The 23,795-nt window shown below is 61.8% G+C and carries 24 protein-coding genes; 7 read left to right on the top strand and 17 right to left on the bottom strand.

The features are described 5' to 3' along the window. Nucleotides 1-228: 228 nt before the first annotated feature. Together JW929_13690 and JW929_13685 are read right to left on the bottom strand one after the other, a co-directional pair. Entirely contained in the window at nucleotides 229-669 is a 441-nt protein-coding gene (locus JW929_13690; GenBank protein MBN1440456.1) for a hypothetical protein, read from the bottom strand. Nucleotides 670-750: 81 nt separating this feature from the next. After that, nucleotides 751-1,515 (bottom strand): phosphate ABC transporter ATP-binding protein, encoded by a 765-nt coding sequence (locus tag JW929_13685; protein MBN1440455.1) that lies wholly within the window; start codon nucleotides 1,513-1,515, stop codon nucleotides 751-753. Between the two features lie 61 nt (nucleotides 1,516-1,576). Here JW929_13685 and JW929_13680 point away from each other — a divergent pair, with 61 nt between their 5' ends. The 6 genes from JW929_13680 to JW929_13655 all read left to right on the top strand — a co-directional run bounded on the left by JW929_13680 (nucleotide 1,577) and on the right by JW929_13655 (nucleotide 6,134). Further along, the gene (locus tag JW929_13680; protein MBN1440454.1) at nucleotides 1,577-2,446 is read left to right on the top strand and encodes a phosphate ABC transporter substrate-binding protein; all 870 of its coding nucleotides are present in this window, start codon (nucleotides 1,577-1,579) and stop codon (nucleotides 2,444-2,446) included. A 19-nt stretch (nucleotides 2,447-2,465) separates the two neighbouring features. Beyond that, nucleotides 2,466-3,356, top strand: coding sequence for a phosphate ABC transporter permease subunit PstC (gene pstC / locus JW929_13675; GenBank protein ID MBN1440453.1), 891 nt, complete (start codon nucleotides 2,466-2,468; stop codon nucleotides 3,354-3,356). After that, entirely contained in the window at nucleotides 3,356-4,207 is an 852-nt protein-coding gene (gene pstA / locus JW929_13670; GenBank protein ID MBN1440452.1) for a phosphate ABC transporter permease PstA, read from the top strand. The genes pstC and pstA overlap by 1 nt, the downstream gene beginning before the upstream one ends. 83 nt (nucleotides 4,208-4,290) lie before the next feature. Beyond that, complete coding sequence (locus JW929_13665) at nucleotides 4,291-4,974, top strand: phosphate ABC transporter ATP-binding protein (GenBank protein ID MBN1440451.1); 684 nt, start codon at nucleotides 4,291-4,293, stop codon at nucleotides 4,972-4,974. A 97-nt stretch (nucleotides 4,975-5,071) separates the two neighbouring features. Beyond that, nucleotides 5,072-5,815 (top strand): hypothetical protein, encoded by a 744-nt coding sequence (locus JW929_13660; GenBank protein MBN1440450.1) that lies wholly within the window; start codon nucleotides 5,072-5,074, stop codon nucleotides 5,813-5,815. After that, on the top strand, nucleotides 5,802-6,134 hold the full coding sequence (locus JW929_13655) for a transcriptional regulator (GenBank protein MBN1440449.1): 333 nt from the start codon (nucleotides 5,802-5,804) through the stop codon (nucleotides 6,132-6,134). Before JW929_13660 ends, JW929_13655 begins: the two co-directional genes overlap by 14 nt. A gap of 9 nt (nucleotides 6,135-6,143) precedes the next feature. Here JW929_13655 and JW929_13650 read toward each other — a convergent pair whose 3' ends face one another. From JW929_13650 to JW929_13620, 7 genes are all read right to left on the bottom strand, one after another. After that, nucleotides 6,144-7,301, bottom strand: coding sequence for a hypothetical protein (locus tag JW929_13650; GenBank protein ID MBN1440448.1), 1,158 nt, complete (start codon nucleotides 7,299-7,301; stop codon nucleotides 6,144-6,146). Beyond that, complete coding sequence (locus JW929_13645; protein MBN1440447.1) at nucleotides 7,298-8,212, bottom strand: squalene/phytoene synthase family protein; 915 nt, start codon at nucleotides 8,210-8,212, stop codon at nucleotides 7,298-7,300. The genes JW929_13650 and JW929_13645 overlap by 4 nt, the downstream gene beginning before the upstream one ends. Nucleotides 8,213-8,219: 7 nt before the next feature. Beyond that, nucleotides 8,220-9,698 carry a phytoene desaturase gene (crtI, locus tag JW929_13640; protein ID MBN1440446.1) on the bottom strand — a complete coding sequence of 493 codons (1,479 nt, stop codon included), beginning with the start codon at nucleotides 9,696-9,698 and terminating at the stop codon, nucleotides 8,220-8,222. 504 nt (nucleotides 9,699-10,202) lie between these two features. Then, nucleotides 10,203-11,192 carry a radical SAM protein gene (locus JW929_13635; protein MBN1440445.1) on the bottom strand — a complete coding sequence of 330 codons (990 nt, stop codon included), beginning with the start codon at nucleotides 11,190-11,192 and terminating at the stop codon, nucleotides 10,203-10,205. A 614-nt stretch (nucleotides 11,193-11,806) separates the two neighbouring features. Continuing rightward, complete coding sequence (locus JW929_13630) at nucleotides 11,807-12,604, bottom strand: ABC-2 family transporter protein (GenBank protein ID MBN1440444.1); 798 nt, start codon at nucleotides 12,602-12,604, stop codon at nucleotides 11,807-11,809. A gap of 3 nt (nucleotides 12,605-12,607) precedes the next feature. Continuing rightward, a complete protein-coding gene (locus tag JW929_13625; GenBank protein MBN1440443.1) occupies nucleotides 12,608-13,396 on the bottom strand; it encodes an ABC-2 family transporter protein in 789 nt (262 codons plus the stop codon). Next, entirely contained in the window at nucleotides 13,393-14,415 is a 1,023-nt protein-coding gene (locus tag JW929_13620; GenBank protein ID MBN1440442.1) for an ATP-binding cassette domain-containing protein, read from the bottom strand. The genes JW929_13625 and JW929_13620 overlap by 4 nt, the downstream gene beginning before the upstream one ends. A gap of 498 nt (nucleotides 14,416-14,913) precedes the next feature. Between JW929_13620 and JW929_13615 the strand changes: the two genes are divergently transcribed. Beyond that, the gene (locus JW929_13615; protein ID MBN1440441.1) at nucleotides 14,914-15,783 is read left to right on the top strand and encodes an aldo/keto reductase; all 870 of its coding nucleotides are present in this window, start codon (nucleotides 14,914-14,916) and stop codon (nucleotides 15,781-15,783) included. A gap of 388 nt (nucleotides 15,784-16,171) precedes the next feature. Here the strand turns inward: JW929_13615 and gnd are convergent, their stop codons facing one another. The 8 genes from gnd to deoC form a co-directional block, all read right to left on the bottom strand. Further along, nucleotides 16,172-17,650: a decarboxylating NADP(+)-dependent phosphogluconate dehydrogenase gene (gene gnd / locus JW929_13610; GenBank protein MBN1440440.1), complete on the bottom strand. Its 1,479-nt coding sequence runs from the start codon at nucleotides 17,648-17,650 to the stop codon at nucleotides 16,172-16,174. Between the two features lie 88 nt (nucleotides 17,651-17,738). Further along, nucleotides 17,739-18,245, bottom strand: coding sequence for a gluconokinase (locus tag JW929_13605; GenBank protein MBN1440439.1), 507 nt, complete (start codon nucleotides 18,243-18,245; stop codon nucleotides 17,739-17,741). Nucleotides 18,246-18,704: 459 nt separating this feature from the next. Continuing rightward, a complete protein-coding gene (kduD, locus tag JW929_13600; GenBank protein ID MBN1440438.1) occupies nucleotides 18,705-19,469 on the bottom strand; it encodes a 2-dehydro-3-deoxy-D-gluconate 5-dehydrogenase KduD in 765 nt (254 codons plus the stop codon). 87 nt (nucleotides 19,470-19,556) lie between these two features. Then, nucleotides 19,557-20,372, bottom strand: a complete 816-nt coding sequence (gene iolB / locus JW929_13595) for a 5-deoxy-glucuronate isomerase (protein MBN1440437.1) — start codon at nucleotides 20,370-20,372, stop codon at nucleotides 19,557-19,559. Nucleotides 20,373-20,448: 76 nt separating this feature from the next. After that, nucleotides 20,449-21,132, bottom strand: coding sequence for a bifunctional 4-hydroxy-2-oxoglutarate aldolase/2-dehydro-3-deoxy-phosphogluconate aldolase (locus tag JW929_13590; protein MBN1440436.1), 684 nt, complete (start codon nucleotides 21,130-21,132; stop codon nucleotides 20,449-20,451). Nucleotides 21,133-21,407: 275 nt separating this feature from the next. Continuing rightward, complete coding sequence (locus JW929_13585; GenBank protein ID MBN1440435.1) at nucleotides 21,408-22,439, bottom strand: sugar kinase; 1,032 nt, start codon at nucleotides 22,437-22,439, stop codon at nucleotides 21,408-21,410. Continuing rightward, nucleotides 22,436-22,738, bottom strand: coding sequence for a hypothetical protein (locus JW929_13580; GenBank protein MBN1440434.1), 303 nt, complete (start codon nucleotides 22,736-22,738; stop codon nucleotides 22,436-22,438). The genes JW929_13585 and JW929_13580 overlap by 4 nt, the downstream gene beginning before the upstream one ends. A gap of 159 nt (nucleotides 22,739-22,897) precedes the next feature. Continuing rightward, nucleotides 22,898-23,623 (bottom strand): deoxyribose-phosphate aldolase, encoded by a 726-nt coding sequence (gene deoC, locus JW929_13575; protein ID MBN1440433.1) that lies wholly within the window; start codon nucleotides 23,621-23,623, stop codon nucleotides 22,898-22,900. Between the last annotated feature and the right edge of the window lie 172 nt (nucleotides 23,624-23,795).

Below are 23,795 nucleotides of genomic sequence, written 5' to 3'. Positions count from 1 at the left end.
GGATGCCCGCTACGAACACCCCCGCTCCCCCCGCTCCGCGAGGGCGGGCGCGAGGGCGGGCGCGGGCATGACGATCCGGAGACAACCCCAGTGACAGGAGGAGGGGATGAGGGGGAAATGAAAACTGATTTTTCCGGACATTTATCGAATTCTTGTATCGGGGTGAGCAGACACCTTTTTTTTAGCACCTTGATTGGTTCTTGGCATTTTAATGTTTTGCACTCTTGCTCATTTCAGCAGGACAGCCTTCAGCGCATGCCAATCGCCGGTCGCCAGGTACGCTTCAAAAACCGCCTCCAAGGCCGCCAGGAGGGGATCCGAATTGTTCGCCATGAAGACGGCGCTTGCCGCATGGGCCTGGAACATCGCCGTCTTCGCGCTCAGGGTGTCGGTTTTTCCGGTTTTGTCCCGGTCCCGGATATCGGTGCCGATATGGAAAGCGTCCAGCGCCGCCTTCAGCTTCGCCAACTCCGCCCGTTCCTCCGCGGATAAAGCCCTCTGCTCCGTCATCGCCGCCAGGGCATTGAGGATTGCAGGATATTCCAGATTGCTTTTTTCCACGGCGTAACGGCAGGCGTTGAGAGTCATCCGGCGGAGGGATTCATCCGGTTCCCGAAGCAGGCTGTTATAGAACTCTTGGTCAAGCGCGGAAAGCCGGGCATTCGCCATGGGCGCACCTGTATTGACCGCCTGAATTAAGTATAAGGAAGAATTGCAGAAAATCCACTTAGTTTTGGATTAAAAATTCCTTTATCCCGATCTTCCGGTTACATAGTCCTCGGTCTGCTTATGGGACGGGCGGGTGAAAATCTTCTTGGTATTTCCGAACTCGACCAGCTCCCCAAGCCAAAACAGGCCTGTTTTGTGGGAAACCCTGGCCGCCTGCTGCATATTGTGGGTGACGATTACGATGGTGTACTCGGACACCAGCTCATGCATCAGTTCCTCGATCCGCATGGTCGCGATCGGATCCAGCGCCGAACACGGCTCGTCCATCAAAATGACCTCCGGCTCCACGGCCAGCACCCGGGCGATGCACAGCCGCTGCTGCTGGCCGAGCGAGAGGCCCAGGGCCGACTCCTGCAGGTGGTCCTTGACTTCTTCCCACAGAGCCGCCCGCCGCAGGGACTGCTCCACCCGTTCCGACAGGTTGACATGCCGGTCCAGCCCGAGGACTTGGGGGCCGAAGGCGATATTGTCGAAGATGGACTTGGGAAAGGGATTGGGTTTTTGGAAAACCATCCCCACCCGGCGCCGAAGTACCGCCACGTCCAGATCCGGGGAATAAATGTCCTCCCCGTCGAGGAGGATTTTCCCCTCCACCCGGGTATTGGGAATGGTGTCGTTCATCCGGTTGAGGCAGCGCAGGAACGTGCTTTTCCCGCAACCGGACGGACCGATCAGCGCGGTGATCTCCCGTTCGGCGATTTCCATGGAGACGTCGTCCAGCGCCTCAAAATCGCCGTAGTGAAAATCCAGATCGTCTATGAGGAATTTTACCTTCCTCTTGGCCATGGGGTAATTCTACCCCATCTTTTTGGCGTTATCCGCGTTTGTTTCTGTTACAATTGGGGACATGAGAAGGGTCTGGCGATGGTTTCCGGTACTCCTCTGCCTTGCGGTTTCCTCCTGTTCTTTCCCCAACTCCCCCTCCTCCACAAACTCCAAAATCATCATCAACCGCGGTTCCGACACTTTGGTCAACCTGGCACTGGCCTGGGCGGAAGCCTATGCCGTGGTCGACCCCACGGTATCGATCTCGGTCTCGGGGGGCGGCTCCGGGGTGGGGTTGACCTCCCTGATTCAGGGTACGACGGATATCGCCAATGCCTCTCGGGCGATCAGCGGGGAAGAATTGGCGGAGGCGCAAAAAAACGGCGTTTCCCCGAACGAATTCATCGTCGCCCGCGACGCGATCGCGGTGATCATCCATCCCGCAAATCCCGTCGACCAGCTTACGCTCCAGCAAGTGTCGGACATCTTCACCGGCAAAATCAACAACTGGGCGGAGGTCGGCGGCGAGGACCGTCCGATCGTGCGGGTGTCGCGGGAAGTGAATTCCGGGACTCATGTGTATTTCCTGGAAGCGGTGATCCGGCTGGGGCGCAAAGACGACCCGGCGATCTTCTCCACCGACACGCTGCTCCTGCCCTCGTCGGAAGTGATCACCTCCGAGGTGAGTCAGAATCCGAATGCGATCGGGTATGACGGGCTGGGGTACGTCACCGACGCGGTCAAGATCCTCCGGCTCTCCACCGCCGACGCCGGTCCGTTCGTGGCGCCGAGCAAGGAAACCGCGCTCGACGGAACCTACCCCGTCTCCCGGGATCTCTATATGTACACCAACGGCGAACCGGCCGGGGCGATCCAGGAATACCTCAATTGGATCCTGAGCGCCCAGGCACAGGAGATCGTCGGACAAAAGGGGTTTGTGCCGATCGGGTGATGCTCCCCAGGCATGGCATATGGCCAGACACCGTAATGTATTCGAAGCCGTCATCCAACTTCTGATCCGCGCCTGCGGATATTCGGCCGTCTTGTTTGTCGCGGTGATTTTCGTCTTCCTGCTGCAGGCGGGATTGCCGGGCTTGTTCAAAACCTCCCCGGAATCGCTGTTGGGCGCGCGCTGGTACCCGATTGAAAGCCGGTACGGCCTCCTGCCGCTGATCTTCGGCTCGCTGGTCGTCACCGTCGGCGCGGCCGCGATCTCGATCCCCTTCGGGATCGCCACCGCCGTGTACATCGCCGAAGTGGCCCCGCGCTGGATGCGCGAAATCCTCAAGCCGTTCGTCGAGATCCTGGCCGGTCTGCCGTCGGTGGTCCTGGGCTTTCTCGGCTTCCTCGTCCTGGCGCCGGCGATCCGGACGGTCCTGAACCTCAGCACCGGGCTGACCGCCCTCACCGGCTCGATCCTCTTGGCGATGATGGCGCTGCCGACGATCGTCTCCGTGGCCGAGGACGCGCTGGACGCCGTCCCGAAAAGCTACCGCGACGGGGCGCTGGCCCTCGGCGCCACCAAATGGCAGACGATCTGGCGCGTCACGCTTCCGGCCGCGCGCTCGGGCGTGCTGACCGCGGTGATGCTGGGAATCGGCCGGGCGATCGGCGAAACGATGGCGGTGATGATGGTCACCGGCAACGCCCCCCAGATCCGCTGGGACGGATTGTTCTTCCCCGCCCGCACGATGACCGCCACCATCGCCGCCGAAATGGGCGAGGTGGCCAGCGGCAGCACCCACTACCACGTGCTGTTCCTGGTGGCGATCCTCCTGTTCCTGATCTCCTTCCTGGTCAACCTGATTGCCTCGTCGATGCTCTTCCGCGCCAAGAAGCGCGCCGAACGGATGCTTTCGTGATGCGCCTGACCCGCTCCGCCTCCCAGAGAACCGCCTTCGCCGCGCTCACGGCCGTCATGGCCTTCACGATTTTCGCGATCCTGACGATCATCACCTTTATCGTGGTGAAGGGCTGGCCCGCCATCACTTCGGAGTTCCTCCTCGCCATGCCACGCAACGGGATGACCGAGGGCGGGATCTGGCCGGCGATCGTCGGGACCCTGTACCTCACGCTGGGAACCGCGGTGATCGCCGTCCCGATCGGGCTGCTGGCGGCGATCTACCTTTCCGAGTACGCGCCGGATTCGACCTTCACCCGCACGATCCGGATCGCCATCGTCAACCTGGCCGGGATTCCCTCCGTCGTATACGGCTTGTTCGGCCTGGCGCTGTTCGTGCTGTTCCTGGGATTCGGCTCCTCGATCCTCGCCTCGTGCCTGACCCTGGCGATCATGACCCTGCCGGTGATCATTTCCACCGCGGAGGAAGCCCTGCGCGCGGTGCCGCAATCGTTCCGCGTGGTGAGCATCAGCATGGGCGGCACCCGCTGGCAGACCATCCAGCGGGTCGTCCTGCCCCAAGCCCTGCCGGGGATCCTGACCGGGATCATCCTCGGCTTGGAGCGCGCGGCCGGAGAAACGGCCCCGATCCTCTTCACCGGCGCGTCGTTCTTCCTGCCGCACCTTCCGCAATCGATCCTCGACGAAACCATGGCCCTGCCCTATCACCTGTTCGTCATCTCCACCCAGGTGCCGGGCATGCCGGTCCGGATTCAATACGGCACCGCGCTGGTGCTGCTGGTTTTCGTCCTGGCGATGAACACGGTCGCCACCGTGATCCGCAGCTATTTCCGCCGGAGGCGGCAGTGGTGAATGCTTCGTCGGTTCCGAAATTCCACGTCGAACAGCTCGCGGTCCGATACCCCGACGGAACCGAATCCCTCCATAAAATCTCGATGCAGATCCCGCGCAACGCGATCACCGTCCTTTTTGGGCCGGCCGGCGGCGGAAAGAGCACCCTCCTGCGCACCTTCAACCGGCTGAACGACCTGGTGGAGGGAACCCAATATTCCGGCAAAGTCCTGCTCGAGGGGGAAAACATCCTATCTCCGGCGGCGGACTTGGTGACGCTCCGACGGCGGGTGGGAATGGTCTTCGCCCAGCCGGTGCCGCTGCCGATGACCGTCCGGGAAAACATGACCTACGGATTGCGGCTCGCGGGGGAGCGGCGCCGCCGCAACCTCGACCGGGCGGTCGAGGAGGGCCTGCAGGCGGCCGCGCTGTGGGAGGAAATGAAGGACCGCTTGGACGAGCCGGCCCACGCGATTTCGGGAGGTCAGCAGCAACGCCTGTGCCTGGCCCGCGTGCTGGCACTCCAGCCGGAGGTCATCCTGCTGGACGAGCCGACCTCGGGGCTGGATCCGATCTCCACCGCGAAGGTCGAGGATTCGCTTCAATCGATTAAGAAGAAATACACCATCGTCATCGTTCCGCACAGCGTCCAGCAGGCGGCGCGGCTGGCCGATTGGGCCGGCTTCTTCTTGCAGGGCGATTTGGTGGAATGGGGGCAAGGAAGGGATCTGTTCATCTCCCCCAAAATGAAAAAGACCGAGGATTACGTCACCGGCCGCTTCGGCTAAATCCCTCCCGGAGCCCCTCCTCCGCAACCCCCTTGACACGGGGGATATTTTTCGTATACTAGTATACATTATAAACCTGTATACAAGAGAGTGAATTATGCCCGCTGCGACCGGAACCGCTTCCGTTTCGTCCGATGCCTTTACCCGCCGTTCGATCCGCGCTTGGTGGGCTGACGGCTTGTGGGATCTGGCCCTGGCGGGTTTTTGGGCGATCACCGCGCTGTGGACGTATCCGTTGGTAATCGCCTTGGCGTTCCCCTCATGGTCCTGGCCTTGGCCCTTCATCACCAAGGAACCAATCAATCCCCTGAAGAACGAAGTGGCGTTTTGGGGGGCCGCACTCCTGGCCGTCTGGATTGCGTACATTTTCCTGGCTTGGTTGCTGGTCACGGGGTTAAAACGGCGATTCGTTGCGCCCCGGTTGGGGGACGTGCGCCACGCATTCTTCCTTCCGATCGGGCGGAGCTTCGGATTGATTTTCGCCGCCGCATACGCCCTGGGATGCCTGGCACTGGCGTTCCTGTTTTGGAAAGCGAGAGGCGGGCCTCACCTGTTCAGCGTATTCATGATCGTTTCCTTCGCCGGGGTGATGTACCTTGTCGGCAGAAAATTCGATATCCGCCGGTACCGGTGGATCGCCGCCGCGGGATCCGGGCTGTGCATCGCGGCCGAATTGCTCACCACGAACGCCGTCTATCTGGAAGGCCCGAAACACTTCCTGGATGTTTCCCCGTTCTATGGGAACCCCTCCCTCCCCAGCCTGATATGGGCCGCCCTGCTCCTGATCAGCGGAATCACTGCGTTTCGGCGGGTTCTTCGGTTGCCGTATGCCCAAACCTGAGAAAGATTTCACGCAGGTTGCGGGACTCGACCGCTGGATCCACGAACCGGCGCGGCTGGCGATTGTCGCCACCCTGGCCGGATGCGAAAGCGCCGACTTCCTTTTTCTGCTCAACGCGACGGGTCTGAACAAGGGCAACCTTTCGGCCCATGCGATTAAGCTGGCGGACGCCGGATACATCGAAATCAAGAAGGAATTCGCCGGCCGGATGCCGCATACGCTGTACCGTCTGACCGATAAAGGACGCAAGGCGCTGACCCGGTACCGATCGCAGGTCCGGCAGCTGATGGCGCAACTTGGGGACGCCGCGGCGAAGTAGGTCCGACGGCTATTCCAGGAACGCCGGAAGAAATTGAGATGCCGGAAGCGTGGAAAGCAAGCGTACCGTCTCAATCAGGCCGATGTCTTCGTCCAGAAAACGGAAAATCCTGCGGATCGGATTGCGCCCGAACATTCCAAGAAAAACGTCGGAGATTCTCTCCGGATCCCGCCGCAAAATCCGCAACATGGTCGCGTCGAATTTCCGGTGCAGGGTCGAATCCCGCGGAATGTGGAACGGATCGCCGTGCCGTTCCAGGGAGCGCACGATGTTCGCCGTGTCGGCCTGGATGCGGCGGAAGGCGAATCCGGTGGAGGGTTTGACGCGTCCGCCGCGGGTGCCGATGGCCAGCACGTGCCGGCCCAGGCGGCGCGGGAAGCGGTAGTCCGTCATCGGGATGACGCCGAATTCCGTGGCGACGACCTCGTAGCGGTCCACGCCCAGCACCTCCCGAAGGTAAGTGCGGATGGCGGCTTGATAGTCCGCCTCCGCCAACACCGACGGCGAAAACAGCGTGTATTCCACCAACGCGCGGCGCGCGCTCCCGGGCAGAACATAAAAGAACCGCATCGCCCCGTCCTGGGGAGTGCGGAAATCGAACAGGGTGAACCGGTCCGGATCGAACGCGTCCCGGTCGGTCTCCACTTCCCACCCCAGAAAATGCTGTTGGAGAAAAATGTGCCGGCCGGAATCGATCGGGACGTCGCCCGGCCGGATCAGGCTGTTGAACGCCCAGCGCGCCCGGAACCGCTTCCCGTTCACCAGCGCCTCCGCGCCTTCCGCCCCGTCGGCGACGGATCGGATGTCCCCGTATTCCCAAGATACGTTCGGATGCCGCGCCAGTTCGCCGGTCAGGAAACGGTAAAAATCGACGCCGCGGATCATGCGGTAGCGGAAAGAGCCGAGCGGTATGTTCCAAGACAGGCGCGGATGGGCGAAGGTCATCTCCGACCAAACCCGCTCGGCCAGCGAGTCGAAATCCCCCGGCGCGTCGGACCAGTAGCACCACGTGCGGTCGTTCTTGCGTTTCGGCTCTTTATCCAGCAGGAGAATGCGCGCCTTGGGAAACGGTCCGCGGACAATTTTCCACGCCAAACTCAATCCGGCCAATCCGCCGCCGGCGAAGAGAAAATCGTACGGCCGGCCGTCCCCCGCCCCGGCGGTCATCCGGCCGCGTCCTCGAGCGGCATCCGCAGCGACGCGACCCGCCGCAGAATCCCCGGCAGACGCAGGATTTTTTTAGCGGCGGTGAGATGCGCGCGCTTGGAAAACACATCGCAGCGGGAGGCTTCGATTTCATCGAGAATGCCCCGGTAGAGGAGGGCCGCGGCGCCCACGGCCGCGCGCGCGCCCCGGCTGAGGAGGGCGATCCCCGGCAATGCCTCCCGGTACAGCGCCCGGGCCCGCTCAATTTCAAACCTCAGCAGGGCCGTAAAATCGGCATCCACGGTCCGGCGTTCGATATCCTTCTCGGAGACGCCGTGCGCGCGCAGGTCCTCCAACGGGAGATAGATCCGTCCGCGCTCCAGGTCCTCCGCCACGTCGCGGAGGATGTTGGTCAATTGGAGGGCGATCCCCAACCGGACGGCATAGAAGGCGGCGCGCTGCGGATCCGCCCCGGGCGCCAGCCCGAGGACCGGGATCGAAAGCAGCCCGACCGTGGACGCCACCAGGTAGCAATACCGCTGCAGCTCTTCCCAGGTTGCGTACCGGCGCTTGGTGATGTCCATCCGCACGCCGTCGATCAATTCCTGTTCGTAGCGGCGGTCCAGGCCGAATTCCTCCCGGGTGGCGGCCCAGGAGATCAGCACCGGATCGGTCTGCCGTTCGGGGGGAAGCGCGACCTGTGCGCGCCAGCGCTCCACGTCCTCGACCGTCGCATTTCCGCGGTCGACCAAATCGTCGGTCGCGCGGCAGAAGCCGTACAAGGATCGGACCGCACGGCGGGCCCGGCCGGCAAGAAATCCGGTAGCCAGGTAGAAGGTCCGCGAGTGCTCGCGGATCACGCGTTCGGCCTGGCGGTGAGCCAGGTTGACGGCGTTCGCGGAGGCGGCCGGGACAGCGCGGATTCCGGTCATCGGACTTTCACCCCGCGTCCCGAATCATCCGTTCGGCGATGATCGCCGAGGAAAGCACGCCCGGCAAACCCGCGCCCGGGTGGGTCCCCGCTCCGACGAAATACAGATTGTCATAATCTTCCGAGCGGTTGTGCGGGCGGAACCAGGCGGATTGGGGCAGGGTCGGCTGAACGGAAAAGGCCGAGCCGAGGTGGCTGTTAAGCGTATCCCGGAAATGGAGCGGGTCGATCATATGTTCGGCGACGATGTTGCGCTGCAGGTCCGGCAGGTAATTCTTTTCCAGGAAGTCCATGATCCTGTCCCGGTACGGTTTGGCCGCCTGACGCCAATCCACCCCCGAGCCCAGATGCGGAACCGGGGAAAGGACGTAGAACAGCTCACAGCCGGGCGGCGCGATCGACGGATCGGTGATTGTCGGCATGTGCAAGTACAGCGAAAAATCCTCCGCCAGGACCTTCCGGCGGAAAATGTCATCCAGCAGGCCTTTGTAGCGGCGGCTGAGGATGATGTTGTGGTGCGCCAGGCCCGAATCCAAATAGCGCCGCTTGGTGCCGAAGTAGATCACGAACAGCGACATCGAATATTCCATCGTCCGGATGCGCCAGCGGATCCAGGACCGACGGGGGGGGAGCAAGCGCAGATAGGCGTCCGCCACTTCCGCGTTGCACACCACGGTGTCGGCCGGATGGAACGCGCCGTCGGCCAGCCGTACGCCCGACACCCTTCGCCCGTCGACAACGATCTCGGCGACTTCCGAATTCAGATGCAGGGTTCCTCCGAGTTCGCCGAACAGCTTCGTCAGGCCGCGGATCACGGCGCCGGTCCCGCCCATGGCGAAATGCACCCCCCACTCGCGCTCGAGGTAGTGGATCATGGCGTAAATCGCCGATGAATCAAACGGATTGCCGCCGATCAACAGGGGGTGGAAGGAAAAGCAGCGGCGGAGGAACTCGTTGCGGACGAACCGGGAGACGTATCCGTACACGCTGCGGTAGGCTTGCAGCGCGATCAGTTCGGGGGCGATGCGCAGCATGTCGGAAACGTGCAGAAAGGGTTTGTCGGCCAACTGCAAAAAACCCTTTTCGAAGATCGGCTTGGTGGTGCGCACGAATCGGGCGTAGCCTTCCGCATCGGCCGGATTCCAAGCGCGGATCTGTTCGGCGGTGAATGCGGGATCGCCGTTGTAGTTGAAAACCTTCTTTTCGTGGTCGAAAATCCGGTAGAAGGGGGAAAGGGATACGAAGGTGATGTAATCCTCGCGCCGCCGGCCCGCGGCGCGGAAGATGTCGTCGAACATAAAGGGCGCGGTGATGACCGTCGGGCCGCCGTCGAATTGGAAACCGTCGATCTCGTACACATACCCGCGTCCCCCGGCCTTATCGCGCTTTTCGAAGATCGTCACTTGGTGGCCGAGCGCCGCCAGACGCACGGCCGCCGCCAATCCGCCGAATCCGCCGCCGATGACAACGATGTTTTTTCGCTCCATGCGTCACCTTTGGGAAATTTGTTAAAATTTTTCCTGCTCAACCTCTTTTTCGCCGTCCCACCCCTCCCACAACTCCGCGAACGAACGGGGGTTCCCCCAATTCCGCAAGCAAACAGATCCACGGAAGCGGCTTGCCCTTTCCCTTCAACGCATGACGAAGGGGAAGGGCGGCTGGTCGAGATAACGTTATGACGGTAACACTTGAGCAGTTGCAGATATTTTACCTTAATTTTTCAGGTTTCCCGGGTTGCCGCAGTACTGCCAAAGTGTGATCTGGACGGATCGGCGGATAAGAGCCAGACGACGACCGGCTAGAACCTAAACAGCCAAGGGCTGAGGAAAAAAACCCGGCTGGTTTCTGTGCGAGCGCCCCCCGCGTATCCGTTCGGGGGAGCCCGCCCTGCTTGGGTCAGGAGGGGGTTCTCAGGAGGAGAAGTCATTCCCGACGGGCCGCCGGGCGGGCCGGGTATCGCAACGGCCTCTCCCGCCTTGTTCAGCGCCCACTTAGAACAACCTCATTTGGCTTCCGATCTTCCGCCCGTCCACCAGGATGAATTCGGAAATCCGCCGGGTGTTGATCCCTAAACGTTTGAGATCCTCGATCGAACGGATGCGGGAGCCGCCCGTACGCGCTTTGAGGATCCGGGCCGCCGTTTGCGGCCCGATGCCGGGGATCCGCAACAGATCCAGCCGATCGGCCCGGTTCACTTCCACCGGCGCATCCGAAAAATGCGCCCGCGCGTAATCCAGTTTCGGATCGACGTTCAGCGGCAGGCGATCCCTCTCTTCCAGCAATTCCTCGGCGGAGAAGCCGTAATCGCGGATCAGAAAATCGGCCTGGTAGAGCCGGAAGGTGCGCAGAGGGTTTTCCGGCGGCGCTTCCTCGAGCGGGGTTCCTTCGGCGGGATCGAAGGGGGAATAATGGACGCGGGCCAATCCGGCTTCGCGGCGCAGGCGCTGGGCCATTCGCAGGAGATCGCGGTCGCTTTCCCCCGCCGCGCCGACGACGAACTGGGTGCTGGAGGACGGCCAGCGGCCATTCCAGGTTTCTCGCGGATCCTGGGTCCGGCGGATGTCCTCGATCCAGCGCAGCGGTTCGAACAGGACTTCGGCGCGTTTCTTTGGCGCTATGGAGGCCAGGCTTTCGGCGGTGGGGGCTTCGAGGTTGATCGAGACGCGGTTGGACAGGCGCATGGCCTGCTCCACCTGGCCCCGCTCCGCGCCGGGCATGATCTTCAGATGCAGATAGCCTTGATACCCCCTGCGGCGGATGATTTCGGCCGCGGCGATGAGCCGGTCTTGGGTGTGGACCCCTCCTCCGGCAATTCCCGAGCTGAGGAACAACCCTTCGCAAGCCCCGATCCGTTGAAGTTGAAGGAACAAATCCGCCATTTCATCCGGTGTGAAGGTTACCCGGCGGGAATCCCTGGCCCAACGGATTCCACAATAGGCGCAGTTGTTTTCGCAGACGGAGGTTAGCAGTGATTTGAGCAACCGGATGCATCCGCCACCCGATACGACGGCGTTGTAGATGGGAAGGTTATCGCAAGCGACGGGGTTACGGTTCCGGTTGGATTCTTCGGGATCTTCTACCTGGGTATCTTGAGAAATCGCGGTTAATTTAGCAAGGGAATCCATATCTTTTTCATTATAGTACATTTGTTCTTATTCTGCAAGTAGCAGTAAAGTCCATTTTTCAGCTTAAAAAATGGAATTGGATGCGGATATAAGGAAATGGACACTAAAGGACTACAAGAACTGAAATGTCATAGTAACGATTCTTCTAGATCACGGAGAAATTAAGAAAACCCCTTCGCTTCCCCTTGGTGTCTTTGTGTCTTGGCAGGTTTCCAACCACGAAGGCAAGAAGAAAACCCTTTCGCTTCACCTTGGCGGCTTTGTGTCTTGGTGGTCTACTAACCACGAAGGCACAAAGGCACGAAGAAAACCCCTTCGCTTCCTCTTGTTGTCTTTGTATCTTGGTGGTTTTCTAACCATAAAAGCACAAAGGCACGAAGAAAATCCCTTCGCTTCACCTTGGCGGCTTTGTGTCTTGGTGGTCTACTAACCACGAAGGCACAAAGGCATTCTAAGAACTCCGCGTTTGGTTACGATCCGGTGCCGGTGTAACTGTTCACCCCCAGGGTCCACACCCGGTACATCAACGCGAACAGGCCGATCCCGATGATGGGACTCAAATAAATCCAAGCCGATATTTCTCCGGGCCGGAGGAAGAACTGCGCCGGATAGAAGGCGATGAACCCGATTGGAATGACGAAGGTGAAGAGGAAGCGGAACACGCCGTCGAAAATTGTGATCGGATACGGCGCGAACTCGCGCAATTTCCAGGCCAAGGCCAGCATCGGGTAGGAATTTATCACCCAAAAGGCCGCGCAGCCCGCCGTCACGGCGACGGCGATCACCACCAGCGATCCGCCGAACACCGCGATTCCCAGCAGCAACAACTTGTCCGCCGTCCATTCCAACCGCAATTGGACGGAGGCGTACACCATCAGAGCTATGCCCGCCGCCAATTGGGTAAGGCCTTTAATGTCGAACCGGTCGGACATGTAGTAGAAAAGCATGTTCAAGGGGCGGAAATAATATTTCAGGAAATCCCCGGATTGCACCTGGAAGCGGATGAACCAGATGTTGTCGAAGAAGATCTGCATCGGGGAGAGGGCGATCAGATAGAAGGCGTAGATGAACACCAGCTCAATCAGACTCCACCCCGCCAGGCTGGGAATGGTTTCGAACAGGACGACGAAAACGCTGAGCGTGATCAGGCTGTTGAAGAACATCCCGATCGAGCTGATGAAAAAATCCGCCCGGTACTGCATCTGGGCCTTGATGTACTGGGCCTCGATCAGGAAATACAGCCGCAAGTATCTTGCGATCGTCCGCATCGCCTAGCCTCCCGCCACCCGCAGGACTTTGACGGCCCGGGTGTACACCAGCCGGGTGAGCGCGTAGGTCGCCCCCAGCCAGAAGGCCTGCACGGCGATCATCCGCAGAAACACTGCCAACTCCTGATCCGGCCGGGTCACCATCATCAGCGGCGTGAAGTAGATGGCCTGGAACGGAAGCCACATCAGAACCCGCTGGACCGCCTCCGGAAAGAACTGCAGCGGCAGCAGTGCGCCCGACAGCACGGCGATGATGATCTCCTTGGTGGTGCTCATTCCCCAGATCGCCTCGGTGTAGAACGACATCAATCCGATGATGTAATCGAAGTTAAAATTGATGACGAACGCCAGCGCCAGACTGAGGGGGAAGAACAGCAGGCCCCACCCGAGCGGGATGCTGATTCGCAGCAGGATCATCAGGAGGACGGTCGGGATCGTAACCGAGATCATCGTGGTCGAGGTGAAGCCGAGGTTGACGGCTAACGTATAGAATTGGTAATCCACCGGTTTGGTGAGGAAGATCGCGATCGCTCCGCTCCGGATATCCCCGGCCATGCCGTAATCGGCGTAGGTTTTCAACAACAGAAAGACGGTGCTGCCGAGCGCGACGTAGAGAATCGCCTGATCAAACGTCAGCCCATGAAGCACGGCATTGGTCCCGTAGATGCTGCGCCAGAGGAAATAGGCGATGATCATATACAGGACGTTGCCGATCACGATGAACAGGAAACCCGCCCGGTAGACGACGCCGACCATCATCGCACCGCGCAGGTACGCGAGGTAACCCCTCATTGCAGCGCTCCGTCGTATATCTTTCTCACGACGTTTTCCATCGATATTTCCACGATCCGCACGTCCGTCACCAGAAAGGCCGACATCACGAAAGCCAGCATGTCCGCCAGCGGGTTGCGCGCTTGGTCGATGGTCACATCGGTCCAGAATTCCTCGGTCTGGGCAACGGCGATTCCGTGTTCGGCGCCGAATTTCCCAATCAGTCGATCCTGCAAGGCGGCCAGGGTGGTTTCGGAAAAATCCCGGATTTGCAGTTTCAGCGTGCGGTACGCACCGAACAGCGCATGGACCTTCTTGATATCCCCGTCGTAGAGAATTCTGCCTTTGTCGATGATGATCAGCCGCCGGCACAACGCCTCGACGTCGCCCAGGTCGTGGGTGGTGAGGATGATGGTGGTGTTCCGGGTCCGGTTCAATTCCAGGATCATCGAGCGGATCTTGGCCTTGATGGAAATATCCAGCCCGATGGTCGGCTCGTCGAGGAACACCATCTGCGGATTGTGCAGGAAGGAAGCGGCGATGTCGCACAGCATCCGCTGCCCGAGGGAAAGGGTCCGAACCTGCTGGGAGTGCAGTGCCTTCAATCCCACCAGTTCGTTGAACATCCCCAGGTGCTCGTCGAACATTTTCTGATCGATCCGATAGACCTCTCGCAGGATCTTGAAGGATTCGATCACCGGCAGGTCCCACCATAATTGCGTCCGCTGTCCGAAGACCACCCCCATGATCATCGCCTGGCGGATTCGGTTCTCGTAGGGGGGCAGGCCGTTGACCTTCAGGATCCCCCCGGTCGGCTTGAGGATCCCGGTCATCATCTTGACCGTGGTGGATTTTCCGGCGCCGTTGGGGCCGATGTAGCCGACGATCTCCCCCGGCTCGATGTCGAAGGAGATGCCGTCGACGGCCTTGACCGTGCGATAGTCGCCGGAGAACAGGTCGCGGACGGCGCCCCGCAATCCTTCCCGGCGGTTGAGGATTCGAAAATGCTTGGTTAGGTTTTCGATCTGGATAAGCGGCATGTTTCAATCCATGGAAAAAGAATGCAAAGCCGTACAGCCACTTTGATCTGGGAACCGTTGCACGGATTGTGGGATGATTTTGTGGATCGGGGTTTTGGAACGGCCAAAACCCACCCGCAGTTCGTGGTAACCGGCGAACCCGGGAATTCCGAATGGGTTTGGAACTATTCCATGAGAATATCTGACGGTTGGATACGGTATATATTATCATGAGATCCGGATTTATCAACATTTTTTTGGGGGGATGTTTTTTCACTCGAAAATGCCACGTTTCGCCCTCCTCCCCAACGAATGGAAAGCCGCGAAAACCATGGCTATACGGTCGATTCCTGAACATTACCCCGCCGACCGCACCAGCCGCGTAGGCTCGGACCGGATCCACAAAGCCCACAGCCGGCCCTTTCCAGGTATGATTCCCATCCATTGCCTCGGAGGCTTGCAGGCAAACGTCAGGGGACTCCTGCGGGGAACATGGGAAATCGAAAGGAGGTTGCATTCATGCTGGCGAAACAAGCGTTCGGAAAAACCGGCCATGAAAGCTCCCGCTGCCTGTTCGGCGCGGCGGCGCTTTCCGGCGTGACCCAGGCCGTCGCCGAAAGGACCCTGGAAGTCCTGCTGCGGCACGGCGTAAACCACATTGACGTCGCCGCCTCCTACGGCGAGGCCGAGTTGCGAGTCGGCCCCTGGATGAAGCGCCAGCGGGGGGACTTTTTTCTGGCGACCAAGACCGGCGAACGCGGCCGCACCAAGGCGCGGGATGAAATCCGCCGTTCCCTGGAACGCCTGCAAACCGACCGCATCGACCTAATCCAATTGCATGCGGTGCAAACGATGGAAGAATTGGAGGCCGCGCTCGGGACGGACGGCGCGCTGGAAGCCGCGGCCGATGCGCGCGCGGAAGGGCTGGTGCGCTTTATCGGCATCACCAGCCACGGGCTGCTGGCGCCGGCGGTGCTCCTGCGCGCACTGGAGCGCTTCGAGTTCGCCTCGGTGCTGCTTCCGTACAACTACCCGCTGATGCAGAATCCGGAATATGCGGCCGGCTTTGATCGCCTGGCGGGGGTTTGTGCGGGACGCGGGGTCGCGCTGCAGACCATCAAATCGATCTGCCGGCGTCCGTGGGGGGAGGGTGCCGAGCACACAACCACGACTTGGTATGAACCGCTCACCGAGAAAAAAAACATCGATCTGGCCGTCCGTTTTGTCCTTGGCCGTCCGCAATTATTCCTCAACACCGTGTCCGACGTCGCATTGCTCCCTCGCGTCTTGGAAGCCGCCAGCCGGTTCTCGGGAACGCCGGAGGATTCGGAGATGCAAAAAATGGCGGCGGATCTCGCGATGCGCCCGCTCTGGGCGCCGGAAGAGTAAATTGAAAACTTAAAAGAGGCGCGGATCGAAAAGAGCAGGAGTATTTTTCAATACGGAATGCAACTACTCACCTTCCCATGTTCTACCGAGGGAACAGTTCATTCTTCCATCCCATCCCTCCTCCCCCGTCCCTCGCAACCTCCACTCGCGAATGCTTCGCACTGGGGGATCGCCGATGCTCATCCCTCGAGTGGGCAGGCGCTCGGGACACTCCCGCCTCCCTTCCCGTTATACGGGAAGGGAGGCGGGGGAACGAGGGGGGAGGTAGGATGGGATGGAAAGGCGGTGCTTTTCTTACCCTATCGGCGGGGATGCGGGGATTAGCACAGGAACGGGTGAGCAGCTACTACGGAATAAGCAAAGCGGAAATGAAGAAGATAATCCAAGATTACAGCCGTCCGCCCTGCGCCGGATCGGTCGATGAGGCCGCCGTTCCACCGCGTCCGGTCCAATCGGTGTGGAAGGATTCCCCGCGCGGGCGGTCGGTCCGTTCGTAGGTGTGCGCGCCGAAAAAATCCCGTTGGGCCTGGATCAAATTGGCGGGCAGCCATCCGCGGCGGTAGCCGTCGTAGAAATTCAAGGCGCTCGACATGGCGGGAACCGGGATGCCCCTCCCGGCCGCGGCGGCAACCACCCTCCGCCATGCGGTTTGGGCGGCCTCCACGTGAACCTGGAAATAGGGAGCCAGGAGAAGGTTGGCGAGGTCCGGTGTCCGCTCGTAGGCGTATCGAATCTTCTGAAGGAAGTTCGAACGGATGATGCATCCTCCCCGCCACAACGCCGCGATCCGGCCGTAGTTCAGGTCCCAGCGGTATTCGCGGGCGGCGGCCCGCAACAGCATGAACCCCTGCGCGTAGGAGATGATTTTCGCGGCGAAGACCGCCGCTTCAAGATCCGCCAGGAAATTCCGCGGGGGATCGACCGGGGGAGGTTTCGGTCCGCGTAAAACCTTGGCCGCCGCAAGCCGCTCCTCCTTGAGCATCGACAGCGACCGGGCGGAGACCGCTTCGCCGACCATCGTCAGCGGGACCCCAAGTTCCTGCGCGGATGCCGCCGCCCAGCGGCCGGTCCCCTTTTGTCCGGCCGCGTCCAAAATTCTTTCCACCAACGGCGATCCATCTTCATCGCGGAAGGCCAGGATCTGCGCGGTGATCTCCACCAGGAAGGAATTGAGCCTGCCTTTGTTCCAGCCGGCGAAGACAGCGCTCATCGCCTCGGGCGAAAGCCCCAACCCTTCCTTCATCAGGTGGTACGCTTCGCCGAGGAGCTGCATATCGCCGTACTCGATCCCGTTGTGCGCCGTTTTCACGAAGTGGCCGGCTCCGTCCGGGCCGACCCAATCGCAGCAAGGCTCTTCGCCGCCCGCTTCCCCCGGCACCCGGGCGGCGATTGCCTGCAAGATCGGCCGGACGGCTTCCCAAGCCTGCGGCGACCCGCCGGGCATGATCGACGGGCCATGCCGCGCCCCTTCTTCCCCCCCGGAAATCCCGATTCCGAGATAATGCAATCCCTTCGCTTCCAGGTGCGCGGCGCGGCGGATGGTGTCGGCGAAATGGGAATTGCCGCCGTCGATCAATACGTCGCCGGGCTCGAGCAGCGGAACCAAGCGCCCGATGAGCTCGTCGACCGGGGCGCCGGCCTTGACCATCATCATCACCCGGCGCGGCTTGCGGAGTGCACCGACCAATTCCCCGATTGTCCGGGCGCCGATGACCCGCGTGCCGGAGGCGCCCCCCCGCAGAAACGATTCCATTTTCGATACGGTCCGGTTGTGGACGGCCGCGGTGAAACCATGGTCGTCCATGTTGAGGACCAGGTTTTGCCCCATCACCGCCAATCCGATCAGCCCGATGTCCGCCTGATTCAATGTCATCCCTTTCGGCGCGCCGACCGTCCCGCCCCGCGGAAACCGGGCATACGGGCTTCCGCGGGACGCGGGAATCCCGGAGGGCGCGCTATTTCTTTTCTTCTTTGCGGATCATCCGCAAGATATGCGCGACGACTTCCTCCTTGGGACGCGCGATATCCGCGACCAGCGCATCGACGGGTTCTTCCAATGCCTCGAACTGGCTGCGCAGCATGCCGGGCTTCATATAATGATCGCTCCGCGCGCACATCCGCGAGTGGATCAGAACGTAATCCCCTTTCAAGTAGACCACCCGAATCCCTTGGTTGCCGGCGAGCAGGGCCTCACGGTACTTCTGTTTGAGCGCGGAACAGGCCAAAACCGGATGGCGCCCCTCGTGCAGCGTCCTCCCCAGCAGATCGTGCAGGGCAGCCAGCCAAGGCGCCCGGTCCGCATCGTCCAGTGGAATCCCCGACGCCATCTTGGCGACGTTATCCGGCGGATGAAATCCGTCGGCGTCGAAAAAATCCCAACCGAGACGATCCGCCAGCGCCTTGCCGACCGTGGTTTTTCCGGATCCCGCCACGCCCATGACGATCAGGCCCCGTACGCGCATGCCGTCTTCCTCTCTGCCATCTCGGATTATCCGGTTAAATTCGAAAGATATCATACCATCCGGACACGCCCCTCATCCTGCGCCCCGGGCAGAACGCCCGAGGGCAGGCTTCGACCGCCTTCTCCCGGCACAAGCCGGGAGAAGGACGGGGTGAAAGCGGCAATCGACTTATAACTCAGCGGCAGATAAGGACGGACGAGCCAGGGTCAACAAATAACGTAATTGCTAAGCATCCCGCCATCATCCAATCCTCACTCCCCTACCCCTTCACCCCTTCCCCCTCTCCTGGCGCCTGCCCTCGCGAAGCGGGGGTATGCCAGGAGAGGGGTAAAGTCTGTCCTCGAGCGGAGCGAGGGGAGGGACTGGAGATAGAGGTGAGGATGGAAAACGGCCGGTTATCCTTTCGATATTAGACAGGCTGAGCAATACCCAAATCACTAAGTGGCTTCCGCGCCGGTCCTAGCGCGCCAGCCATCCGCCGTCGACCGGCACGATCGCGCCGTGCAGGTAATCCGACGCGGAGGACGCCAGGAAAACCGCGATTCCCTTAAGATCGTCCGGAATTCCCCAGCGTCCGGCCGGAATCCGCTCGAGGATCGCCGCCGAGCGTTTGGGATCCGCGCGCAGAGGGGCGGTGTTTTCGGTGGCCATGTATCCGGGGGCGATGGCGTTGACGTTGACGCCGCGCGCCGCCCATTCGTTGGCCAGCGCGCGCGTGATCCCGGCCACGGCGCTCTTGGCGGCCGTGTAGGAGGGGACAAGGATTCCCCCCTGGAACGCAAGCATCGAGGCGACGTTGATGATCTTCCCCCGTCCGGCTGCCAGCATCCCGCGCCCCGCCGCCTGGGAGAGGAAGAACACCGCCTTCAGGTTGATCTGCAACACATCATCCCAGTCCGCCTCGCTGAAATCGGCGGCCGGAGCCCGGCGGATGATCCCGGCGTTGTTGACCAGGATATCCAGCCGGCCCAACTCGGCCACCGTTCGCTCGACCAGCTTGGCCAAGTCCGTGCGTGATGCGTCTTTCAGGTCGCAAACAATCGGCAGGCAGCGCCGCTCCAACGCCCCCACTGCCTGGCAGGTTTCCGCCATATCGCCGCGGCCCAGCGCGGCAATATCCGCCCCCGCTTCGGCGAGGCCCAGCGCAATCGCCCGGCCCAACCCTTGCCGGGCACCGGTCACCAGCGCCACTTTTCCATCCAGGCGAAAGGAATCGAGGATCATCTTCTTCTCCAGTCATCCCCTCATCCCCCATCCCCTTCTCCCAGCTTACGCTGGGAGAAGGGGAGTGAGGGGTTGAGGGGGAGTTTCTCAATGCCCCAGCGCCTTCAACATCGGCACGGTGCGGCCGACCCACGCCAGCGCCGGATCGTCGGCGGTGGCCTGCGTGCGCTGGGTTCCCGCCAGCGCCCACAGGTAGTAGGTCGTGCAGCCGGGCGCGCTGACCACGGTGTGGTAGCCGTTCGGAGCCATCAGGACGGTGTTGTCGCGGATCACGTAGCCGGTGTCCACCTCACCGTTGTAATAGCGCGTCAATCCGAATCCGTCGGCGGGCGAAACCTTGAAGAAGTACAACTCCTCGTGAAACGCCTCCCGCGGCAGATCGTCCTTCTCGTGCCGGTGCGGCGGGAACGTGCTCCAGTTGCCCGAAGGCGTGTAGGTTTCGCCGACGATTAACCGCTGGGCCGGGAGGTCCGGCTGTCCGGCCAGGGTCAGGATCTGGTGGTAGTTGCGGCTGAAGTTGGCCGCGCCCCACACCCCTGTGGTGATCCTCTCTGGGCCGATGACGTACGGATCGGTTTTCAACTCGCTCGGGGCGCTCACCAACAGCGCTTCCAAACGCCCCTGGGCGGTGACGGTAAAGTCGTTTGCGCACGGCAGGTAGACCGAATGGGGTTTGCCGGCGAACACGTTCGGCCGCCCGCCCACCCCGGAAAACGTCCGGGCGCCGGCCTTAACCTCCGCCTTGCCCCCCAGGATGACCAGCAAGCACTCCCGGCCGCCGGTTGATGCCGAATGGGCTTTGCCATCGGGGAGGACGAGCAGCTGCAGATCCAGCAGTTTGAATGGATTGCCCGCAACGCGGTTCAACCCTTCCTTTGCGGGTACGGATTCGAAATACGACATGGCTGCCGCCTTTCTATGATTTTCCGGATTTCGCGCAATCGGCGTCCGGGGCGCCGCACGACCGCGCCGCCCTTCCTCATCCCGCCGCCGCGCCCCGCGCCTTCCGAATCCAGCGCAGGCAGTCGGCGGTCTTGGCCGCGATGCCGTCGAAATCGCGCGCTTGCACCAGCGGCGCGGAGATCAGCTTGCTGCCCATCCCCAGCACCGCCGCGCCGGCCTTGATCCATTCGCTCACGCTTGCCTCGCTCGCGTCGATCCCGCCGGTCGCCAGGAGCCGGTGCCACGGGCACGGCGCCATGACTGCCTTGATGAACTTCGGTCCGCCGACGGCGTCGGCCGGGAAAATCTTGCAGATCTCGGCCCCGAGCTCCTCGGCCGCGGCGATCTCCGTCTCGGTCGCGCATCCGGGCACGTAGAGCAACTTGCGCCGGTTGCACAGGCGCGAGATCTCGGGATTGAGATTCGGACCGACGATGAAATTGGCCCCGGCGGCGAGGTACAGCGCCGCGGTCGGCGCATCCACCACCGAGCCGACACCCAGGATCAAGGCCGGATCCGCCTGGGCGAAGCGCTTCACCAATTCGACGAAGACTGGATACGCCGCCTCGCCGCGGTTGGTGAATTCGAGCGCCCGCGCGCCGCCCCGTGAGCAAGCCGCCGCGATTTCCACCGCGGTGTCCAGGTCGCCGTTGTAAAAAAGCGGCAACAAACCCGTCTCGAGCAAGGTGTTCGTCACGTCCAACCGTTGAAATCTAGCCATGCTCCGATCCTTTCCGCAGGTCTATTCTGCCATGTTTTATACCCGTCATCCCGGCGCGGTTCCGGCCAAGATCCTGCGGAAGGCAAATGAACACCCGCAATGTTCGCCGGATGCCGGCTGACATCACGCCGGCATGACAGCCGACAGGCCTTTCCCACCAGCGTAATTCCGGCTGAGGCCGATTCAGAACCGGCGCGGAGTTTACGCCGGCGCGTTCCCCCTGCCCACCGATACTCCTCCTTCCGCCGAGGAGAAATATGACCAGGCGCATGGGCCTATCGCGAAACCCTGCCCGAGGCGTCGCCCGCCATGAGCTGTTCCACTTCGGCGGCGGAAACGAAGTTCGCGTCTCCGGGGATGCTGTGCTTCAGGCAAGAAGCGGCCGCGGCAAAGCGCAGCGCTTTTTGCGGATCATCCCGGTAGGCCCGCAAGCCGTGGATCAATCCGCCGTTGAAGGCGTCGCCCGCCCCAACCCGGTCCACGATCGGAAGGATATCGTACACGGGCGCGGTGAAGAACCCGCCCTTCGTCCACAACGCGCCGGACCAAGTGTTGCGGCTGGCCGAAAGCGATCCGCGCAGGGTGACCGCCGCCATCTGCAGGTTCGGGAACCGCTGAACCAGCGCCTCGCACACGAATTTGTATTTTTCCGCCTCGACTTTACCGGCGGTCACGTCGGATTCCGGGGCCCGGATCCCAAACACCTTTTCGGCGTCTTCCTCGTTGCCGACGGCCAGATCGCAGTGCGCCACCAGCTCCGCCATCACCTCGCCGGCCGCTTTGCCCCACTTCCAAAGCTTGGCGCGGTAGTTCAGATCGCAGGAAACGGTCCGGCCGAGCCGCTTGGCGGCTTTCACCGCTTCCAGGCAGGTTTCGGCGGCGCTCTGCGAAACGGCGGGCGTGATCCCGGTCCAATGGAACCAGTCGGCGTCCGCGAACACGGCGTCCCAGTCCACCATCCCCGGCCGGATCCCGGCAAAGCTGGAGCCCGCCCGGTCGTAGATGACCTTGCTGCCGCGCTGGGCCGACCCGTTTTCCAGGAAGTAAATCCCGATCCTCTCCCCGCCCCGGATGGCATGGCCGGTCCGGATTCCACGGGCGCGCAATGCGGCAAGACACGCCTCGCCCAGGTCGTTTTGCGGCAGGCGGGTGACGAACTCGGCCTCGTCGCCGAAATCCGCGAGCGACGCCGCCACGTTCGCCTCCCCTCCCCCGTAGACGGCCTCGAAGGAATGCGCCTGCCGAAAACGCAAAAAGCCCGGCGGGGAAAGGCGCAGCATGATTTCGCCGAATGTGACGACCTTCATACACACGCTCCCTTTCCTTTTTCCTCATTCCCTTGGCCCGCTTCCGGCGTTACGAGGAGGGGAGATCGGAGGGAAGGATAGCCATCGAACCCGCTCTGTTCGGCCGCCCGCAGGCCGCCGCCCGGGAAGCTGATCAGATTGACGTCGCGGCGGGCCACCGATTGAACGATCGCCGGCCAGAGCGAGCGCCCGATGCCGATGTGGATGTTCGCCAGGAGAAAGCCGAGGGTCGGGCGCGGACGGGCGGTCCCGGATTCCCCCCCGGAGTTGGCCCGCCCATGCACCGGATTATGCGCCATCACCTGCATCCTTTCCGGATCCGACTCCGGGAAAAGGTGTCATCGCGGGCTTTGCGGAACACGCCGGTGCGACTCTCCCGGCTTCCGCAAGCCGATTGGGGGATGCCTCAGGATTATACTCAGCCGCCGCCCGACCGGCTGTCCGCGCCGCCGGGAGAATCAAGAATATCCGCGCCGGACGGCTTCCTCGAGAATGGCTTCGGTGGCGGTGGCGCCGATCCGCGCGGCGCCGAGGGCGCGGAAGCGCAGCAGATCGTCGAGGGTCCGGATCCCTCCGGCCGCCTTCACCTGAACGCGGGGGTCGGCGTGCGCGCGCATCAGGGAGACGGCGTGGTCCGTCGCGCCGCGGGAGGCGTAGCTGCCGTCCGGTTGTTTGACGTATCCGTATCCGGTCGAGGTTTTTATGAACGCCACCCGGATTTCCGAACAGATTTCGCAAAGCCGGACGATCTGATCGTCGGACAGGAAGTCCGTTTCGAAGATCACCTTGAGGATGGCGCCGCCCGCGGCGCAGGCGCCGTTCACCACGCGGATTTCCGCGGAGACGTAATCCCAATCCCCGCCGAGCGCCTTGCCGATGTTGATCACCATGTCGATCTCGGACGCGCCATCCCGAACGGCTTGACGCGTCTCGGCGACCTTGATCCCCGCCGCGCTGTTGCCGTGCGGAAACCCGATCACCGAGCACACCCCCACGCCGGACCCTGCGAGTGAATCCCGGGCCAGGGCAACGGCGTACGGCTTCACACACGCGGTCGCGGTTTTATACTTCCCGGCCAACGCGCAGCCGTCGAGGATCTGTCCGTCGGTAAGAATCGGTTGCAGGAGGGAGTGGTCGATCATTTTCGCGAGCATGTGCATGGTAATGGATCCCTTTTCAGTCATCGGCAGCCTCGTGAGGTATCTTTGGTGCGTGTTGTCCTAGGGGATTATATTCAATATTGGTTGTATCTCCTCAGCCCCCCGTCTTTGCCCTTTCCTCACCCCCAACCCCACAACCCCTTCCCCCTCTCCTGACTTATGCCAGGAGAGGGGGAAGGGGCCAGGGGATAGGGGT

It is taken from the genome of Anaerolineales bacterium (assembly GCA_016928575.1).
GTDB lineage: Bacteria > Chloroflexota > Anaerolineae > Anaerolineales > RBG-16-64-43 > JAFGKK01.
The sequence above is the reverse complement of the archived record's forward strand: the minus strand, read 5'-3'. Positions and strand labels throughout refer to the sequence as shown.

Coding starts and splice junctions, on each gene's coding strand:
- JW929_13620 (MBN1440442.1), bottom strand. CDS start 14,415: ATGCCGCTTATCCAGATCGAAAACCTAACCAAGCATTTTCGAATCCTC.
- JW929_13590 (MBN1440436.1), bottom strand. CDS start 21,132: ATGGCTAGATTTCAACGGTTGGACGTGACGAACACCTTGCTCGAGACG.
- JW929_13615 (MBN1440441.1), top strand. CDS start 14,914: ATGCTGGCGAAACAAGCGTTCGGAAAAACCGGCCATGAAAGCTCCCGC.
- JW929_13645 (MBN1440447.1), bottom strand. CDS start 8,212: ATGACCGGAATCCGCGCTGTCCCGGCCGCCTCCGCGAACGCCGTCAAC.
- JW929_13655 (MBN1440449.1), top strand. CDS start 5,802: ATGCCCAAACCTGAGAAAGATTTCACGCAGGTTGCGGGACTCGACCGC.
- deoC (MBN1440433.1), bottom strand. CDS start 23,623: ATGACTGAAAAGGGATCCATTACCATGCACATGCTCGCGAAAATGATC.
- JW929_13665 (MBN1440451.1), top strand. CDS start 4,291: ATGCAGATCCCGCGCAACGCGATCACCGTCCTTTTTGGGCCGGCCGGC.
- pstA (MBN1440452.1), top strand. CDS start 3,356: ATGCGCCTGACCCGCTCCGCCTCCCAGAGAACCGCCTTCGCCGCGCTC.
- JW929_13690 (MBN1440456.1), bottom strand. CDS start 669: ATGGCGAATGCCCGGCTTTCCGCGCTTGACCAAGAGTTCTATAACAGC.
- JW929_13650 (MBN1440448.1), bottom strand. CDS start 7,301: ATGACCGCCGGGGCGGGGGACGGCCGGCCGTACGATTTTCTCTTCGCC.
- iolB (MBN1440437.1), bottom strand. CDS start 20,372: ATGTCGTATTTCGAATCCGTACCCGCAAAGGAAGGGTTGAACCGCGTT.
- JW929_13680 (MBN1440454.1), top strand. CDS start 1,577: ATGAGAAGGGTCTGGCGATGGTTTCCGGTACTCCTCTGCCTTGCGGTT.
- JW929_13660 (MBN1440450.1), top strand. CDS start 5,072: ATGCCCGCTGCGACCGGAACCGCTTCCGTTTCGTCCGATGCCTTTACC.
- kduD (MBN1440438.1), bottom strand. CDS start 19,469: ATGATCCTCGATTCCTTTCGCCTGGATGGAAAAGTGGCGCTGGTGACC.
- JW929_13685 (MBN1440455.1), bottom strand. CDS start 1,515: ATGGCCAAGAGGAAGGTAAAATTCCTCATAGACGATCTGGATTTTCAC.
- pstC (MBN1440453.1), top strand. CDS start 2,466: ATGGCCAGACACCGTAATGTATTCGAAGCCGTCATCCAACTTCTGATC.
- JW929_13580 (MBN1440434.1), bottom strand. CDS start 22,738: ATGGCGCATAATCCGGTGCATGGGCGGGCCAACTCCGGGGGGGAATCC.
- crtI (MBN1440446.1), bottom strand. CDS start 9,698: ATGGAGCGAAAAAACATCGTTGTCATCGGCGGCGGATTCGGCGGATTG.
- JW929_13630 (MBN1440444.1), bottom strand. CDS start 12,604: ATGCGGACGATCGCAAGATACTTGCGGCTGTATTTCCTGATCGAGGCC.
- JW929_13605 (MBN1440439.1), bottom strand. CDS start 18,245: ATGCGCGTACGGGGCCTGATCGTCATGGGCGTGGCGGGATCCGGAAAA.
- JW929_13625 (MBN1440443.1), bottom strand. CDS start 13,396: ATGAGGGGTTACCTCGCGTACCTGCGCGGTGCGATGATGGTCGGCGTC.
- JW929_13585 (MBN1440435.1), bottom strand. CDS start 22,439: ATGAAGGTCGTCACATTCGGCGAAATCATGCTGCGCCTTTCCCCGCCG.